Here is a 15,490-nt window from a genome sequence, read left to right on the forward strand (position 1 = left end):
GTGTCCCGTCTCTCCCTCGACTCCCGCGGCGTCTCGGAAATCCTCGGGCTGGTCTTCGCGTTCGGGCTGGTCGTGTCGGTCATCGCGGTGGTCCAACTCGCGGGCACGCCCGTCTGGACCGCCGGCGACGAGGCCGACCACAGCGCCAGCGTCTCGACCGACCTCGCGTCGCTCGACTCGCAGTTCTTCCGGGCCTCCGGCGTCGAGTCCGGCGGCCGCGTCGCGGTCGACTCCGACGTGTCGTACCCCGAGCGCTACCTCGTGGTGTCGCCGCCCGACAGCGTCGGGACGTTCCGGGTCGACGGCGCGGACGCCGTGACCGTCACGGGCGTCTCCGCGGTCGGTCCCGAGGCGGTGTTCTGGGACGGCTCGACCCGCACCTACGAGACCGGTGCCATCGTCTACGAGGCCGACTACGCCGAGCGCGACGAGGCCCGGATGGTGCTCGAAAGCGGCGTCTCGTACCTCGAAACCGACGGCAACCCCGTCGTCCACCGCCAGTCGCTCGTCCGCGGCACGACCGTTACGCTCGTGTTCTTCGAGGGCGACCTCGACGGCCACACGACCGCCGGCGACACCGTGGCGCTCGCGCCCGTCTCCGTCCGCAGCGAGTCGCTGCCGGTGTACAGCGCCACCGACCCGGTTCGAATCTCGGTTCCGACCTACCTCTCGGAGGACGCGTGGGTCGACCTCATGGCCGAGGAACCCCACGCGCGGGTCGTCTCACACGTCGCCAGCGGCGACCACGCGGTCGTCACTATCGAACTCGACGCGGGCGTCCGCTACGACTTCCGCGTCGCCCGCCTCGGCGTCGGCGAGGCCGTCGAACCCGACCCCGCCGCCTACGCCGTAGCGGTCGAAGGCGAGGACGCCGCGGTCCCCTCGGGCGGCCGCGAGACGCTCACTGTCCGCGCGTTCGACCGCTACGGCGCGCCAGCCGCGGGCGCGACGCTGACCGCCACCTCGCCGACGCCGCTCGGCGGCACCGTCGCCCCCATCGACGGGGCGACCGCCGTCACCGACGAGTCGGGCCGCGCGAGTTTTACCTACACCGCGCCCGCCGGCGTGACCGAAATCGAACACGACACCGTCACCGTCGCCCTCGACGGGGCGTCCGGCCCCGGCGCGACGGTCTCCATCCCGCTGGAAGTCCGCGGGATGGGCGAGACCTACGAGGTCAGAAACACCACGCCGTCGACGCCGGAGCCCGAAGACGACTTCAGCATCGACGACGGCGAGGTCGTCCCGTCGAACGCCTTCACGGGCGAGTTCGAACTGCTCGGCAGCGCCATCCGGGACGGTTGGGGCGACGTGCCGGTCTCCGTCACCTTCGTCGCCGACCGCGAGTCGCACCACCCGCGCGACTGGAACAACGTGAACGACCGCCGGTCCCACTCGTTCACCCTGTCTGGCGACGACGGCGACGGACTCTCAATCGTCGCCACCGCCCGGGGCTACGTCAGGGCCGACTCGACGGTCGACCACCGGCAGGTCGCGGTCCTCCGCGACGGCGACCCAGTCCCGGAGATACGAGGCTACAACGGACAGGACGACGTCGCCGAGTTCGTCGCGCCGTACATCAGCGCCGACGGACGAACTATGTCCCTCGCCGACAACCAGGCCATCTTCCTGTTCGAACTCGGGACGACCGACCCGCGGAGCAACGCCTTCGACATGCAGGACGTGGTCATCCTCGTGACCCTCTGGGAAGACGAGGAGGGGGACGACTGAGCGGGCCGACTCCCTCCCGCCGCGCTCGTCAGGAGCGCCGACCCATTCCATTCTTCGGTCTTTTTCCCCGTCGCGTCCGCGCGACCGCCGTATCGTTAACACTCGCGCCGCCGTAGAGCCGCGCATGTCGTTCGACTCCGACCGCGTCTCGACGGTCACGTTCGACTCGTACAGCACCCTCGTCGACGTCGACGCCGCCGAGAAGGCGCTCGCCGCGCGCGTCGACGACCCCGAACCCGTCTCGAAGCTGTGGCGGTCGCGGTCGCTCGAATACACGTTCGTCGGCAACCACGTCGACGAGTACGAACCCTTCTACGAGGTCAACCGCGCGGCGCTCCAGTACGCGCTGGACGCCCACGGCGTGTCGGTCTCGGCGAGCGAGCGCGACGAGATTCTCTCGGTGTACCACGAACTCGACGTGTTCGACGACGTGCGCGACGCGGTCGGCCGCCTCGGCGACGCCGGCTACGACTGCTACGTCGTCTCCAACGGGAACCCCGAGATGCTCGACTCGATGGTCGACCACGCGGACATCCGCGACCTCCTCGACGGCGTCGTCAGCGCCGACGAGGTCGGGGTGTTCAAACCCGACGCGGAAATCTACCGCCACGCGGCCGCCCGAACCGGGACGCCCATCGACGAAATCGCCCACGCGACCGCCGGCTGGTTCGACGTGATGGGGGCGCAACACGCCGGAATGCAGGGCGTCTGGGTCGACCGCAAGGACTCCCCGTGGGAACCGTTCGGCCCGGAACCCGACCTCACCGTCCCGGACCTCACGGCGCTCGTCGACGCGCTCGTCGGCGACGAAAGCGGGACGGCGGACTGACGCGCTCCGGCGTGCTACCCCGCACGATATATGCTATCTGTTCACAATGCTGATGTTACTTGCCGTCCATCTAGTCGGATGGAACGGCGGCGCGTGAAAGGCGGTATCCTGGCCGCTATCGGGTTCGTTCTGTCCCCGCTCTCGTGGTGGAACGACCTCGTGGTCAACCTCCCGCTGGCCTACGCGTTCGGGGTCGCGGTGAGCCTCATCTCCAGAAGCTGGTTTCTCCCGGGCGTCGTCGCGGGCTACTGGCTGACGAACGTGGCCGGGTTCGTCCTGCTCCACAAGGGCGCGGTCGACGCTGTGTCGGCCGAACCTCGTCCGTACACCGCGCGACGGTTCGCCAAGGACTTCGCCATCTCGGTCGGCTACACCGCACTCGTGGTGCTTTTGGTCTGGTTCGGCTTCCTCACCGTTCCCGACGGCCTGCTCGCGGCGCTCGGTCGCTGACTTCGGTTGGCCGGTCGCGCCGGCGCTCGCCGTCAAAAAATAGCTCCGGGCCGACCCGGTGGTGGGTCCGAGTCGGACGGTTGTCGGCGGTTCAGTTCTCCGTTTCGTTGTCGATGGGCGTCTCGGTCGGCGGCGGCGTCTCGCTCATCGGTTCGTCGGTAGTGGTTGGTTCGTCAGTGGTTGGTTCGTCAGTGGTCGGTTCGTCGGTGGTCGGTTCGTCGGTGGTTGGTTCCTCAGTGGTTGGTTCGTCGGTAGTGGTTGGTTCCTCAGTGGTTGGTTCGTCGGTAGTGGTTGGTTCCTCAGTCGTCGGTTCGTCGGTGGTCGGTTCCTCAGTCGGCGTCTCCGTGGTCGGCTCCTCACCGACAGTCACGACCGCGTCGTCGGTGACGGGCGTCCCGTTCATCGTGTACGGGCCGTCCTCGGTTCCGTTGGACGTGAGGAAGTCGAGCGTCTGGTTGTCGTTGGTGTCGAGGTGCGCCTGCGCCGTGAGGTTGGCGCTCTCGTTCAGCGGTTCGAGAAGCGGCACGGTGACGTTCTCCTGCTCCCCGGGTTCGAGGTAGTCGGTCGCGCCGACGACGGAACCGTTCTCGTCGAGGATGGCGATGTAGCCGCCCTCGGAGAGGTTCGCGCTCGCGACGGTCACGTTACTCCCGTCGGACTCCTGGTCGTCGAACTGGAGCGACGCGGTCGGCTCCTCTGTCGGCTCCTCGCTAATCGTCACCTCGGCGTCGTCGGTGACGGGCGTCCCGTTCATCGTGTACGGACCGTCCTCAGTCCCGTTGGAGGTGAGGAAGTCGAGCGTCTGGTTGTCGTTGGTGTCGAGGTGCGCCTGCGCGGTCAGGGTGGCGCTCTCGTTCAGCGGTTCGAGAAGCGGCACGGTGACGTTCTCCTGCTCCCCGGGTTCGAGGTAGTCGGTCGCGCCGACGACGGAGCCGTTCTCGTCGAGGATGGCGATGTACCCCCCGTCAGAGAGGTTCGCGCTCGCGACGGTCACGTTACTCCCGTCGGACTCCTGGTCGTCGAACTGGAGCGTCGCGGTCGGCTCCTCGGGTTCGGGCTGTTCGCCCACGGTGAGCGTCGTCAGCTCGCCGAAGTCCCGCGTCTCGACGCCGTGGATGTACGTCCCGTCTTCGAGACCCGTCGTGTTGACGTCGAACTCGATGGTCTCGGTCTCGTTGGGGTTCAGCGCCCAGCCGGTCCGCTCGACCACGTCGCCTTCGAGTCGGAACTCGACGCACTGGATCATCGGCACGTCGTTCGGGTTGGTGATGTTCGCCGACACCGTCACCGGCTCGCCGGCTTCGACGCCGGACGGCGCGGAGAGGTTGCTCACCTCGAACGACTCGTAGGTCCCGTTGCTCGGATACGTGCAGTACTCCGTCTGCATCTGTGTCTGCGTCTGTTCTTGTACCTGTGCCTGCCGTGTGTCGACCGCCGGCGCGTCCGGCTGGGCGACCGACTGCACGCCGTCGGACGCCGCCAGACCGGTCCCCGCCGCCGCCGCGACGAGGGCGACGACGACGAGGACGCCGGCGATACGTGTTCGTGTGCTCATGTGTCTGCGGTGACAGTCTACCGACGCCGCCGGCAAAAGGTGACGAGATAGTTTCAATAGTTTCGCGTTCCGGCTGTCAACTTACCTGATGGTGTAGGCGGTTAGTCTGTCTCTGATTCCGATACTGGGGGCTTATTGACCAGTTTTTCCGCAACAGTTCGCGAAACACGATGTTTCATTCGAGACGCTACGCGTTAACTGTCAGAAAAGCGATTACGTCACCGAAGCTAACAGGGTAGCCTCTCGTTTATTCGACATTCTTGACAGATTGAGTGACGGATGCGACTGAGCGTTTCGAAACCGGAACGGTATCGAACTGGTGGCTGTCTCGCGGGGCCTCTCCGGACGGCTCGGCCGACTTCCCACCCGCGTACCGATTCTCCTTTGATGTGGATGAGTACAAACTACAATCGAGAGTATCGTTACATTCGGGTTCGAATCTGAACAATTACGACCACAATATCCAAAACTTCTTGTACTCGTGTCGTATTTGGACGTGTATGAGCGAATCCAACGAGAATTCGCGGATCGCACCGTACACGGAGTACTCGCGCACCCGTTCCCGGTGCCCTCGATGCGGGACCTCCGTCCCGAAGGAGGCGGTCGGCGACGCGCTGTGTGCGAGTTGCAAGGCGGACGTCTCTATCTGATGAGTACGGCCGCACCCCACAGTTCCGACGAGTTGGCGGACGCGCCGGTGTTCGACCTCGAATGCATCTACGACGACCCCGAGAACCCGAGCGAACTGACCGTGTTCTCCCCGAAATCGGAGGAACTGACCACCTCGTGGATTACGGTCGACCGAGGGAGCGCCGTCTCGCTGGACGATATCGCGTAGGCGCTCGGCTTGCGACGTTTTTGTTTTTTGATTAACTGACGGCGACCAGCCTCGGCTCCGTAGACGCCTGTCACTTATCGTTTCGAGAACTCAGAAAGTGGGTTGGGGCGGATTCGAACCGCCGGCCTGCTCCGTGTGAAGGAGCCGTCATAACCTGGCTAGACCACCAACCCGGCTACGACTTCGATTTCCCGCGCCGCCAATTAAGACTTACGTTGTGCCCCGATTCGGGGCACAAACGCACCTACTCGGGTCGCCGCACGCGACGGCGAACCCGCCCGGCGGCTCGGCGACTCCGCGTCGCCGCCCGGCGCGCCCCGTACTCGACGCGCTCCCGCCGCGTCCGCGGCGCGGGCTCCGACTCGTCTTCGACCTCGCGCCCGAGCGCCGCCATGAGGCGGCGACGGAGCGGTGCCGTCTCCTCGTCGACCCCGGCGTACAGGTGCTCGAACCCCCGCCGGAAGTAGTACCGCGCGTCGGTGAAATGTCGGTTCATACCTCCGGATAGTCCCGCGGACGAGAAAACGGTTATGTCACGCGGTACCGAATCTCATATGTCTGAGAAAGAGCGATACACTTTAGTGATTCTTAGGCATACCTAAAACTGGGAACGCAGGCCACGCTTCGTGGTCGGTCCCAGCGTCTGGCCCCTTCCGGGACGGCGATACCGTGGGCACGATTCGTCCGTCCTGGTCCCATTATCCTCGTGAGCGACCGCGCCGGCCCGCCGACGCCGGCGGGTGAAGCGGGGGCTCGACTCAGTACGTCGGCGACTCCTCGGGCACGCCGTCGCGCTTGTTGACCAGTCGCGCGAAGACGAACAGCGCGTCGGAGAGGCGGTTGAGGTACGCGACGACCTCCTCGTTGACGGGTTCTTCCGCCGCGAGCGAGACGACGCGGCGCTCGGCCCGCCGGGACACCGCGCGGGCGTGGTGGAGTTTGGCCCCCGTCTCGCTCCCGCCGGGGAGGATAAACGACGTGAGCGGGTCGAGTTCCTCGTCGGCCTCGTCTATCCACGCTTCGAGTTCGTCCACGTGGTCGGCGGCTATCTGCGGGTCGCCCTCGTCGGGGTCGGGGTTGGCGAGGTCGGCCTGCACGATGTGGAGGTGGTTCTGGACCGTTTCGAGAACCTCGTCCACGTCGCCGTGGCCGGTCGGGCGCACGGTCCCGACCAGCGCGTTCACCTCGTCGACCGTTCCGTACGCCTCGATGCGGTGGCTCGTCTTCGACACGCGGGTCATGTCCCGCAGGTCGGTCATCCCCTCGTCGCCGCGACCGGTGTATATCTTCATGCCAGCGTCTGGTCGACGTACCGGAGGATGTTCTCGCTCTCGGACATCGTCACGCCGCGGTCGCCGTCTACGAGGACCGGAACGCCGCGCTGGCCGCTCACGCGCTTGACCTCGTTTCGGTCCGAGTGCAGCGCGTCGACCCACTGCGTCTCGTAGTCGACCCCCGCCTCGGAGAGCGCGTCGTGGACCTTCTCGCAGTACGGACAGCCGTCGAGCGCGTAGAGTTCGATTCCCATGTCGGGCCGTTGGGCGCGCCGGCCCAAAGAGATTTGCACGCCGGTGGGTCCGAGCGCCGCGCACTCCTGTTCAGCGGCATCGTCGTCGGTGCCCCGTGAGCCGTTGCGGCTCGCCACTCGTTTTAGACCCGTCTAATTTAAACCTTAGAGCAACACATCTATATAATGCGTTGTCTCTATCTAGCATAGTAATGAACGCGAATCCAGATTCGGCCGGTGCCAAACTCTCTCGGCGGTCGGTCGTCGCGGCCGGTTCCGGTCTGTTGACGGCCGGGCTCGCCGGTTGTCTCGGCGGTGGCGGCGGAGCGGGAGGCGGAACCGACGGCTCGAACACCGGCTCGAACGACGCCTCCGGCGGGTCCGAGTCGGAAGGCGGCCCCGTCGTGGTCGCCTCGTTTTTCAGTTTCTACGACTTCGCGCGGGAGGTCGCGGCCGACACCCCGGTGACCCTGAAGAACCTCATCCCGACCGGGCTTCACGGTCACGGCTGGGAACCCGATGCGAGCGTCACGCGGGACATCATCGAGGCCGACGCGTTCGTCCACGTCGGAGAGGACTTCCAGCCGTGGGCCGACCGCGCCATCCAGACGCTGAAGGACGACGGCGTGGACACCCAACTCATCAACGTCCGCGAGGGCGTCGAACTCGTGGAACTCGCCGCGAGCCTCGACCGCGACGAGGAGGGCGTCGGCGAGGGCCGCGGGAAGGACCCCCACTTCTGGCTCGACCCGCGGCGCGCCAAGACCGCCGTGGACAACATCACGGAGGGGCTGGTCGAACTCGCCCCCGAGCACGAGGAGACGTTCCGCGACAACGCCGACGCGTACAAAACCGACGTGCTCGACCGCATCGACCGGGACTATCAGGACATCTTCGACCGGGCGTCGCGCAAGGTCGTCCAGTTGGCGGCCCACAACGCCTTCCAGTACATCGGCGTCCGCTACGGCGTCGAGATGCGCCCGCTCGTCGTCAACCTCGCCGCCAGCGGCGACGTGAAGCCCTCGGACATCACCGAGGCCAAGCGCGTCATCGAGGACAACGACATCAGGTACATCGGCGCGGGCGTCTTCGAGACGCGCCGCCCCGCGAAACAGCTCATCGCCGAGACGCCCGTCGAGGCGTACTTCCCCGTCACCCCGTACGCGGGCGTCCGCGAGGACTGGGTGGAAAACGACTGGGGCTACGAGGAAATCGCCGACAACATCAACATGCCGACGTTCGAGGTCGTCCTCGGCAACAAGTCGCCCGAGGAAGTCGGCTACGACGGCTGGGCCGACGAATGGAGGAACTTCGAATGAGCGTCTTCCGTAATGGCCAGTCCGCCGAGTCAGCTGAGTCCGCCGACACCGGCGTCGCCGACGCCGCCGCCGATGACGGCCGCGGCTCGTCCGACCCCCTCGTCGAACTCGCGGACGTCGAGTTCGGCTACACCGCGACGCCCGTCGTGGAGGACATCTCGCTCCGCATCGACCCCGGCGAGTACGTCGCCATCGTCGGGCCGAACGGCTCCGGCAAGTCGACGCTGATGAAGCTCATCCTCGGCCTGCTCCGTCCCGACGAGGGGTCTGCACGGCTGTTCGGCGAGCCCTCCCACGCCTTCGACGACGGGGCGCGCATCGGATACGTCGCCCAGCACGCCAGCGCCTCCAAGGAGATGCCCATCACCGTCCGCGAGGTCGTGAAGATGGGTCGGTTCCCCCACGTCGGCTTCGGCCGACTCTCCGCCGAGGACCACCGCATCGTCGACGAGGCGCTCGCCACGGTCGGGATGTCCGAGTTCGCCGACCGCCGGGTGACGAAGCTCTCGGGCGGCCAGCGCCAGCGCGCCTTCATCGCCCGCGCGCTCGCCGGCGAGGCCGACCTGCTCGTCTTGGACGAGCCGACCGTCGGCGTCGACGCCGAGTCGGTCGACGCCTTCTACGACCTGCTCGAAGCGCTCAACGACGAGGGCATCACGGTTCTCCTCATCGAACACGACCTCGGCGCGGTCACCGACCACGCCCGGCGCGTCGTCTGTCTCAACCGCGAGGTCTACTTCGACGGCCCGACCGACGAGTTCGTCGAGAGCGACGCGCTCGCGCGGGCGTTCGGCACGGCGGCCTCCTTCGCGGGCGGTTCGGGCGGTGGTCGCGCGTGATTCCCCTCGAACTGTTGGTCGCGCTCCAAGCGGGGCCGTTAGACGCCGTCCTCGCGCCGTTCTACTGGGTCCTCGCGCTGTGGTCCGACCTGCTTTTCGCCGTCGGCGACGCGACCGGGCTCGGCTTCCTCGACTACCGGTTCATGCACCGCGCCATCCTCGTCGGCCTCTGTATCGGCGTGATGGCCCCGCTCATCGGGACGTTCCTCGTCCACCGCCAGCTCGCGCTCATCGGCGACGCGCTCGCCCACACCGCCTTCGCCGGGGTCGCCGTCGGCCTCTTTCTCAACGGCGTGTTCAGCCTCGGCGTCTCGCCGTATCTGACCGCCGTCGTCGTCGCCGTCATCGCGGCGCTCCTCATCGAACTCATCTCCGAGGCGACCGACGCCTACAACGACGTGTCGATGGCAATCGTGCTCTCGACCGGGTTCGCGCTGGGGACCGTCCTCATCAGCCTCAACGCGGGCGGCCTCGCGGTCGGAATCAACCAGTACCTCTTCGGCAACCTCTCGACCGTCTCGGCGGAGAACGCCGCCATCCTGCTCGTGCTGTTCGCCGTCATCGTCGGCACCGTCGCGCTCACGCGCAATCAACTGCTCTACGTGACGTTCGACGAGACGGCCGCCGCCGTCTCGGGCATCTCGGTCACGTGGTACAACCGCGTGATGGTCATGCTGACCGCGCTGGTCGTCGTCGGCGCGATGCAAATCATGGGCGTCATCCTCGTCGCCGCCATGCTCGTCGTCCCCGTCGCGGGCGCGGCGCAGGTCTCCCGAAGCTTCTCGGAGTCGCTTTTGGTCTCCGTCGTGCTCGCCGAACTCGCCGTCCTCCTCGGCATCGGCGCGTCCTACTACGGCGAGGCGACCGCGGGCGGCGTCATCGTCCTCGTCGCGGTCGGCATCTACGTCGTCGCCGTCGCTATCGGGAAGGTACAGGCGCGCGCCGGCGAGGACGCGACCCCCGAACTGGGGAGTATCGAGTCCTCCGAACTGTAGTCTCTCGCGTTTTCTGACCCGCCTGTTGCTCGGCGATTTCGGTGCGATTCGGTCTCGATTGTCCCCGCCACCGCTCGCGGTGTCTCATACAACCTGCCACCTCAAGCGGCGGTCAGTCCGACTGACTCCCGTGGACGGTCCCGCTCGGGTCCCACAGCAGGTCGACCGCTCCCCCGACGCCGAGGAGAACCAACAGCACCGGGAGGTCCGTCGGTGCGCCGACGCCGTAGGCGGCGACGCCGACGACGCCGAGTGGAACCGCAACGAGACGCTCGACGTTCGGAACCCGGTGGAACAACAGCACCGTCAGCGCGTACCCCGTCAGCGATGCGAGGAGCAACACCTGCACGGCGGCGTGGCCGCGGACGGCGGCCCGGACGGTCAAGCCGCCCAGCACGACGGTAAGCAGGAGGAACAACAGTACGCGGGGGCGCTCGACGATGCGGGAGGGCACGGTCGATGACTGAATCCGAAGATGCATAACCTTTGACAGACGGTCCGGGAGCCCGGCCACAGTTGTGACGCCCCCCAGTTGACGCGGCAAACCGGAGAGACGGCACAGACCCGGCCGTTCACGCGAACTGGCAGTGATTCGGCGACGAATCCGGATTTCATATCGCGGTATTTGATTTATTGCACCGGCCACAGCGTCCGCGAACCAATATCTTCAACAACGACTACCACGGATTCGACCCCATGAGCGACCTCGAAATCGAACGCGAGTGCCCGGCCTGCGGCAACGACACGTTCTACCTCGCCGCCAGCATGGAGATTCACCTCGGCACGAAGACGAAGTGGCACTGCACGGAGTGCGACTACGGCTACATCCACATCACGGACGACATCGAGACGTACGCGAAAGCGGAAGCGTAACCGCGAAAAGAGGGTTTTCTCGTTATTCGTCGTCGCCGAGCGCCCGCCACGAGAGCCGCGGGTTCCGCGCGGCGGACACCTGGTCGATGCGGCGGGCGCTGGTCTTCGAGGGCGCGGTTTCGAGCGCCTCGTCGGAGTCGGCGTACGCCGCGTTGAAGGCGTGCGCGAGGTCGTCGAGCGACGCCTTGTCCTCGACCTCCGTCGGTTCCGTGAGCATCGCCTGCGAGACGAGTTCGGGCCACTTCGTCGTCGGTGGGTGGACGCCGTAGTCGAGCATGCGCTTCGCCACGTCGGCGGCGTCGCGGTCGCCCGAGGTCGCCGCGAACTCGTGGTGGAACGGCCCGTACGGGACTTCGAGGTCTATCTGCGAGGCGAGGTAGTTGGCGTTGAGGACGGCCTTCGCGCTGGCGTCCGCGAGGCCCGCGTCGCCGAGGCGGGCGATGTAGGCGTACGCCTTCACGAGCACGAGCCAGTTGCCGGCGAAGCCGTGGACCTTGCCGATGGACGACTCGGGTTCGTACTGCTCGTAGCCGGCGGCCGTCTCGCGGACCATCGGACTCGGGAGGAACTCCGCGAGCTCTTCGACCACGCCGACCGGGCCGGCACCGGGACCGCCGCCGCCGTGGGGCGTGGCGAACGTCTTGTGGACGTTGTAGTGCATGATGTCGAAGCCCATGTCGCCGGGGCGGGCGCGGCCGAGCAGCGCGTTGAGGTTCGCGCCGTCGTAGTACAGCAGGCCGCCAGCGTCGTGGACCAACTCGGCGATATCGACGATGTCGCGCTCGAACAGCCCCAGCGTGTTGGGGTTCGTGAGCATGAGCGCGGCGGTCTCCTCGGAGACGGCGGCGTCGAGCGCCTCCATGTCCACGCGGCCGTCGTCATCAGAGGGGAGTTCGACCACGTCGTAGCCGGCCATCGCGGCCGACGCGAAGTTCGTCCCGTGGGCCGACGAGGGGATGATAATCTCCGAGCGGTCGTCGCCGCGCGACTCGTGGTACGCCTTGGCGACGAGGATGCCCGTGAACTCGCCCGCGGCACCCGCCGGGGGCTGGAGCGTCACGGCGTCCATGCCGCCGATGTCCGCGAGGTACTCCTGCAGGCCGTGCAGGAGGCCGAGCGTCCCCTGAATCGTCCGGTCGGAGCGGTCGGGGTGGACCCCGGCGTTGGGGTCCGCCGCCACGTCCTCCGTGAACGAGGGGTTGTACTTCATCGTACACGACCCAAGCGGGTACGGCCCGAGTTCGACGCTGTAGTTCATCTGCGACAGGCGCGTGTAGTGGCGCGCCAGTTGCGGCTCCGACAGCGCCGGGAGCGTCAGTTCGTCGCGGGTCAGGTCGTCGGGGAGGACGCCCTCCGAATCGACCTCGACGGTCGTGCTGTCCTTCTCGGACAGGAGCGGTTCGTACTCGTCGTCGCGGCTGAATCGGGCTTGGTCGAAGTTCATCAGATGACCTCCTCGAAGGCCGCGACCAGTCCGTCCGCGGCGTCGGCGTTCGCGTCGGTGATACAGACCTGCAGGTGGTGGTCGTCGAGGGCGTGGACCGCGAAGCCGCGACCCGCGAGGTCGTTCGTGATGGCGGGCGCGGGCTGGTCCGTCCGGACGACGAACTCGCGGAAGTGGTGGCGGTCGTACAGCGGCGCTTTGACGCCCGAAAGCTCGTCAAGTCGGTCAGCGAGGTCGCGAGCGTCGGTGACCGCTCGCTCCGCGAGGTCGACGAGGCGGTCGGGGCCGAGCCACGCCATGTGCATGGCCGTTCGGAGCGCGACCCACGCCTGATTCGTACAGATGTTCGAGGTCGCGCGCTCCTTGCGGATGTGCTGTTCGCGGGTCTGGAGCGTCAGCGTGAACGCCCGCATGTCCGCGCTGTCTTCGGAGACGCCGACGAGGCGGCCGGGAACCTGCCGGAGGTACTCCTCGCGGGTGGCGAAGATGCCGAGACCCATGCCGTAGGCCGTTCCGAGGCCGAGCGCGCCGGCCTCGCCGACGACCACGTCGGCGCCGACGCTCGCTGGCTCTTCGAGGAGCGCGAGCGCAACGAGGTCGCTTCCGAGACAGAACAGCGCGTCGTTGTCGTGGGCGAGGTCGCCGATGTCCGCGAGTCGCTCCTCGATGACGCCGCGGACCGTCGGGGTCTCGGCGTACACCATCGCGGTCTCGTCGTCGACGAGGTCAGCGAGGGCGTCGACGTCGACCGCGCCGTCGGCCATCGGGTACTCGCCGATTTCCATCTCCGCGCCGTCGAGGTAGTTTTCGAGGACGCCGAGGCGGCCCTCGTGGAGGTGTTCGGGGACGAGCACGCGGTGGCCGCTCGCGCCGCGCCGGAGGCGGTTCGCGAGGAGCGCGGCCTCGGCGAGCGCCGTCGCGGCGTCGTACATCGAGCAGTTGGCGACCGGGAGCCCGGTCAGCTCGACCAGCATCGACTGGTACTCGAACAGCACCTGCAGGAAGCCCTGCGCGATTTCGGGCTGGTACTGCGTGTACGAGGTGAGGAACTCCGAGCGCCGCGAGAGGTCGTCGACCAGCGCCGGCACGTAGTGGGCGTGGTGGCCGCGGCCGAGGAACTCCGTCAGCTCCTCGTTGCGCGAGAACAGGTCGGCCATGGCGTTCCTGAGTTCGCGCTCGTCGGCACCGGAGACGCCGAACTCGCCGTCGAAGCGGACTTCCTCGGGGATGTCGAAGAGGTCTTCCGCGCTGTCGACGCCGACGGCGTCCAGCATCGCTTCCTCGTCGGCGTCGGTGTGTGGGGCGTACGGGCTTCCGGCCCGCCGTCCGTTTCCAGCTGTCATCTCACTCCGTCTGCTCGCGGTACTCCTCGGGGGAGAGGAGGTCGTCGAACTCGCTTTCGTCGGCCGGTTCGACTTCGAGCATCCAGCCGTCGCCGTAAGGGTCGTCGTTGAGGAGTTCCGGGGCGTCGAACAGCTCCTCGTTGACGGCCGTGACCGTGCCCGAGACGGGGGCGTAGAGGTCCGAGACGGCCTTGATGCTCTCGACCACGCCGAACTCCTCGCCGGCGACGAGCACGTCGCCCTCGGCGGGGAGCTCCACGAAGACGACGTCGCCCAGTTCGTCCTGCGCGAAGTCGGAGATGCCGATTTTGACGGCGTCGCCCTCGGTGGTGGTCCATTCGTGCGATTCCAGATACTTCCGGTCGTCGGGAATTTCGAACATTGTCAGTTGATGAAGGGGGGAGTCACGATTACTGCGCGCTTCTCGCGGCCGCGGACGAGCACCGAAATCTCGGTCTCGTCGTCGGCGTACTCGACGGGAACGTAACCGAGGCCGATGGGTTCCGACAGGGTCGGGCTCATCGTCCCGCTCGTCACGACGCCGATGACCTCGCCGTCCGCGTCGGCGATGTCGTAGCCGTGTCGGGGGACGCCGCGGTCGAGGAGCGTGAAGCCGACGAACGTCTCCTCGACGCCGGCCTCGCGCTGTCGTTCGAGGGCGTCGCGGCCCACGAACTCGGTGTCGAGGTCGACGACGAAGCCGATGCCGGCCTCGTAGGGGGTCCGGGGTTCCGTCTCGGGGTCGAAGTCCTGTCCCGAGAGCAGGTAGCCCATCTCCATGCGGAGCGTGTCGCGGGAGCCGAGCCCGCAGGGAGTCGCGTCGAGCGCCGACCAGACGGTCTCGGCGTCGGCCCACGGGCAGAGGACCTCGAAGCCGTCCTCGCCGGTGTAGCCCGTCCGGGCCACCCAGCACTCGACGCCCGCCACGTCGACGAACGCCGCTTGGAACTTCGAGAGGTCGCCGAGGGCCGCGCCGGGCGCGGCGTCGGTGACCGAATCGAGGGCGTCGGGGCCCTGCACCGCGAACATCGCCCACTCCTCGGTCACGTCCTCGACGGCGGCGTCGAGGCCCCACTCGTCGCGGAACGCGGTCCAGCGGTCGTACATCTCCTCGTCGTGGCCGGCGTTCGGGATGAAGAGATAGACCCGCTCGTCGCGGTCGGGGAGGCGGTAGACGACGGTGTCGTCGACGATGACGCCCTCGTCGTTCACGATGGCCGAGTACTGCGAGTCACCCGGTTCGAGGGCCGTCACGTCGTTCGTCGTCAGGCGTTGCATCAGCGCGGTCGCGTCCGGGCCGGACACCTCTATCTCGCTCATGTGCGAAACGTCGAAGATGCCGACCGACTCGCGGACGGCCGCGTGTTCGGCCTTGATGGAGTCGTACTCCACAGGCATGTCCCATCCGCCGAACTCGGTGAACGTCGCCCCGGCGTCCGCGTGGACGTCGTACAACGGCGGCTTGCGAAGGCCCATACAGGCCCCTGCGAACTGAGATAAGTAATGCTTTGGTATCTGTTCGCTCGGTATATCCATTATCGTGCATTAATCAGGGGAGGGATGCGGGGGAAAACACCACGAACCCGCAACCAGATGGCGAAATATGCCGTTCGGACGCGGTTGGGAGAAAGACGGCACGCACCGCGATAAACGAATTACTGCGATATATAATTCCGATGTGGGTCGACGACACGCCGCGAAGTCGCTATCCGTGGCGAATCGGCCGGAAAAAACGGTCGCTGGCGAGTGTCCGACTCGAACGCGGCC

The 15,490-nt window shown here is 67.0% G+C and carries 18 protein-coding genes and 1 tRNA gene; 9 read left to right on the plus strand and 10 right to left on the minus strand.

Annotated features, from left to right (window positions below; all coding sequences use genetic code 11):
* The 3 genes from NDI65_RS05765 (at position 1) to NDI65_RS05775 (ending at position 3,010) form a co-directional block, all read left to right on the plus strand.
* A complete protein-coding gene (locus tag NDI65_RS05765) occupies positions 1–1,731 on the plus strand; it encodes an Ig-like domain-containing protein (protein ID WP_089781579.1) in 1,731 nt (576 codons plus the stop codon).
* A 124-nt stretch (positions 1,732–1,855) separates the two neighbouring features.
* The gene (locus NDI65_RS05770; protein ID WP_089781577.1) at positions 1,856–2,560 is read left to right on the plus strand and encodes a haloacid dehalogenase type II; all 705 of its coding nucleotides are present in this window, start codon (positions 1,856–1,858) and stop codon (positions 2,558–2,560) included.
* Between the two features lie 78 nt (positions 2,561–2,638).
* Positions 2,639–3,010: a hypothetical protein gene (locus NDI65_RS05775; protein WP_089781575.1), complete on the plus strand. Its 372-nt coding sequence runs from the start codon at positions 2,639–2,641 to the stop codon at positions 3,008–3,010.
* Between the two features lie 91 nt (positions 3,011–3,101).
* Here NDI65_RS05775 and NDI65_RS05780 read toward each other — a convergent pair whose 3' ends face one another.
* Positions 3,102–4,565 carry a hypothetical protein gene (locus NDI65_RS05780; protein WP_310893475.1) on the minus strand — a complete coding sequence of 488 codons (1,464 nt, stop codon included), beginning with the start codon at positions 4,563–4,565 and terminating at the stop codon, positions 3,102–3,104.
* 500 nt (positions 4,566–5,065) lie between these two features.
* Here NDI65_RS05780 and NDI65_RS05785 point away from each other — a divergent pair, with 500 nt between their 5' ends.
* Positions 5,066–5,215, plus strand: a complete 150-nt coding sequence (locus NDI65_RS05785; protein WP_187367408.1) for a hypothetical protein — start codon at positions 5,066–5,068, stop codon at positions 5,213–5,215.
* Positions 5,215–5,403, plus strand: a complete 189-nt coding sequence (locus NDI65_RS05790; protein ID WP_089781571.1) for a hypothetical protein — start codon at positions 5,215–5,217, stop codon at positions 5,401–5,403. The genes NDI65_RS05785 and NDI65_RS05790 overlap by 1 nt, the downstream gene beginning before the upstream one ends.
* 98 nt (positions 5,404–5,501) lie before the next feature.
* Here the strand turns inward: NDI65_RS05790 and NDI65_RS05795 are convergent.
* From NDI65_RS05795 to NDI65_RS05810, 4 genes are all read right to left on the minus strand, one after another.
* Positions 5,502–5,576 (minus strand) — tRNA-Val (locus NDI65_RS05795).
* A 71-nt stretch (positions 5,577–5,647) separates the two neighbouring features.
* Positions 5,648–5,899 carry a hypothetical protein gene (locus NDI65_RS05800; RefSeq protein WP_310893476.1) on the minus strand — a complete coding sequence of 84 codons (252 nt, stop codon included), beginning with the start codon at positions 5,897–5,899 and terminating at the stop codon, positions 5,648–5,650.
* 262 nt (positions 5,900–6,161) lie between these two features.
* On the minus strand, positions 6,162–6,695 hold the full coding sequence (locus tag NDI65_RS05805; RefSeq protein WP_310893477.1) for a cob(I)yrinic acid a,c-diamide adenosyltransferase: 534 nt from the start codon (positions 6,693–6,695) through the stop codon (positions 6,162–6,164).
* On the minus strand, positions 6,692–6,931 hold the full coding sequence (locus tag NDI65_RS05810) for a glutathione S-transferase N-terminal domain-containing protein (protein ID WP_004969721.1): 240 nt from the start codon (positions 6,929–6,931) through the stop codon (positions 6,692–6,694). Before NDI65_RS05810 ends, NDI65_RS05805 begins: the two co-directional genes overlap by 4 nt.
* 191 nt (positions 6,932–7,122) lie before the next feature.
* Between NDI65_RS05810 and NDI65_RS05815 the strand changes: the two genes are divergently transcribed.
* The 3 genes from NDI65_RS05815 to NDI65_RS05825 are packed head-to-tail and all read left to right on the plus strand — an operon-like array spanning position 7,123 to position 10,063.
* Positions 7,123–8,229, plus strand: coding sequence for a metal ABC transporter substrate-binding protein (locus NDI65_RS05815; RefSeq protein ID WP_310893478.1), 1,107 nt, complete (start codon positions 7,123–7,125; stop codon positions 8,227–8,229).
* Positions 8,226–9,068: a metal ABC transporter ATP-binding protein gene (locus NDI65_RS05820; protein ID WP_089781746.1), complete on the plus strand. Its 843-nt coding sequence runs from the start codon at positions 8,226–8,228 to the stop codon at positions 9,066–9,068. The genes NDI65_RS05815 and NDI65_RS05820 overlap by 4 nt, the downstream gene beginning before the upstream one ends.
* On the plus strand, positions 9,065–10,063 hold the full coding sequence (locus NDI65_RS05825) for a metal ABC transporter permease (protein WP_193310974.1): 999 nt from the start codon (positions 9,065–9,067) through the stop codon (positions 10,061–10,063). The genes NDI65_RS05820 and NDI65_RS05825 overlap by 4 nt, the downstream gene beginning before the upstream one ends.
* A gap of 112 nt (positions 10,064–10,175) precedes the next feature.
* Here NDI65_RS05825 and NDI65_RS05830 read toward each other — a convergent pair whose 3' ends face one another.
* On the minus strand, positions 10,176–10,517 hold the full coding sequence (locus tag NDI65_RS05830) for a hypothetical protein (protein WP_226908796.1): 342 nt from the start codon (positions 10,515–10,517) through the stop codon (positions 10,176–10,178).
* Positions 10,518–10,759: 242 nt separating this feature from the next.
* Here NDI65_RS05830 and NDI65_RS05835 point away from each other — a divergent pair, with 242 nt between their 5' ends.
* Complete coding sequence (locus NDI65_RS05835) at positions 10,760–10,936, plus strand: hypothetical protein (protein ID WP_004042289.1); 177 nt, start codon at positions 10,760–10,762, stop codon at positions 10,934–10,936.
* Between the two features lie 22 nt (positions 10,937–10,958).
* Here NDI65_RS05835 and gcvPB read toward each other — a convergent pair whose 3' ends face one another.
* Genes gcvPB through gcvT form a run of 4 tightly spaced genes read right to left on the minus strand, consistent with a single transcriptional unit; the run spans position 10,959 to position 15,199 of the window.
* Complete coding sequence (gene gcvPB, locus NDI65_RS05840; RefSeq protein ID WP_089781561.1) at positions 10,959–12,380, minus strand: aminomethyl-transferring glycine dehydrogenase subunit GcvPB; 1,422 nt, start codon at positions 12,378–12,380, stop codon at positions 10,959–10,961.
* Positions 12,380–13,723: an aminomethyl-transferring glycine dehydrogenase subunit GcvPA gene (gene gcvPA, locus NDI65_RS05845; RefSeq protein WP_089781559.1), complete on the minus strand. Its 1,344-nt coding sequence runs from the start codon at positions 13,721–13,723 to the stop codon at positions 12,380–12,382. The genes gcvPB and gcvPA overlap by 1 nt, the downstream gene beginning before the upstream one ends.
* Position 13,724: 1 nt before the next feature.
* Positions 13,725–14,105, minus strand: coding sequence for a glycine cleavage system protein GcvH (gene gcvH, locus NDI65_RS05850; protein WP_089781557.1), 381 nt, complete (start codon positions 14,103–14,105; stop codon positions 13,725–13,727).
* 2 nt (positions 14,106–14,107) lie between these two features.
* On the minus strand, positions 14,108–15,199 hold the full coding sequence (gene gcvT / locus NDI65_RS05855; protein ID WP_089781555.1) for a glycine cleavage system aminomethyltransferase GcvT: 1,092 nt from the start codon (positions 15,197–15,199) through the stop codon (positions 14,108–14,110).
* Positions 15,200–15,490: the final 291 nt, after the last annotated feature.

Source organism: Haloferax sp. S2CR25 (assembly GCF_031624535.1).
Taxonomy (GTDB): domain Archaea; phylum Halobacteriota; class Halobacteria; order Halobacteriales; family Haloferacaceae; genus Haloferax; species Haloferax massiliensis.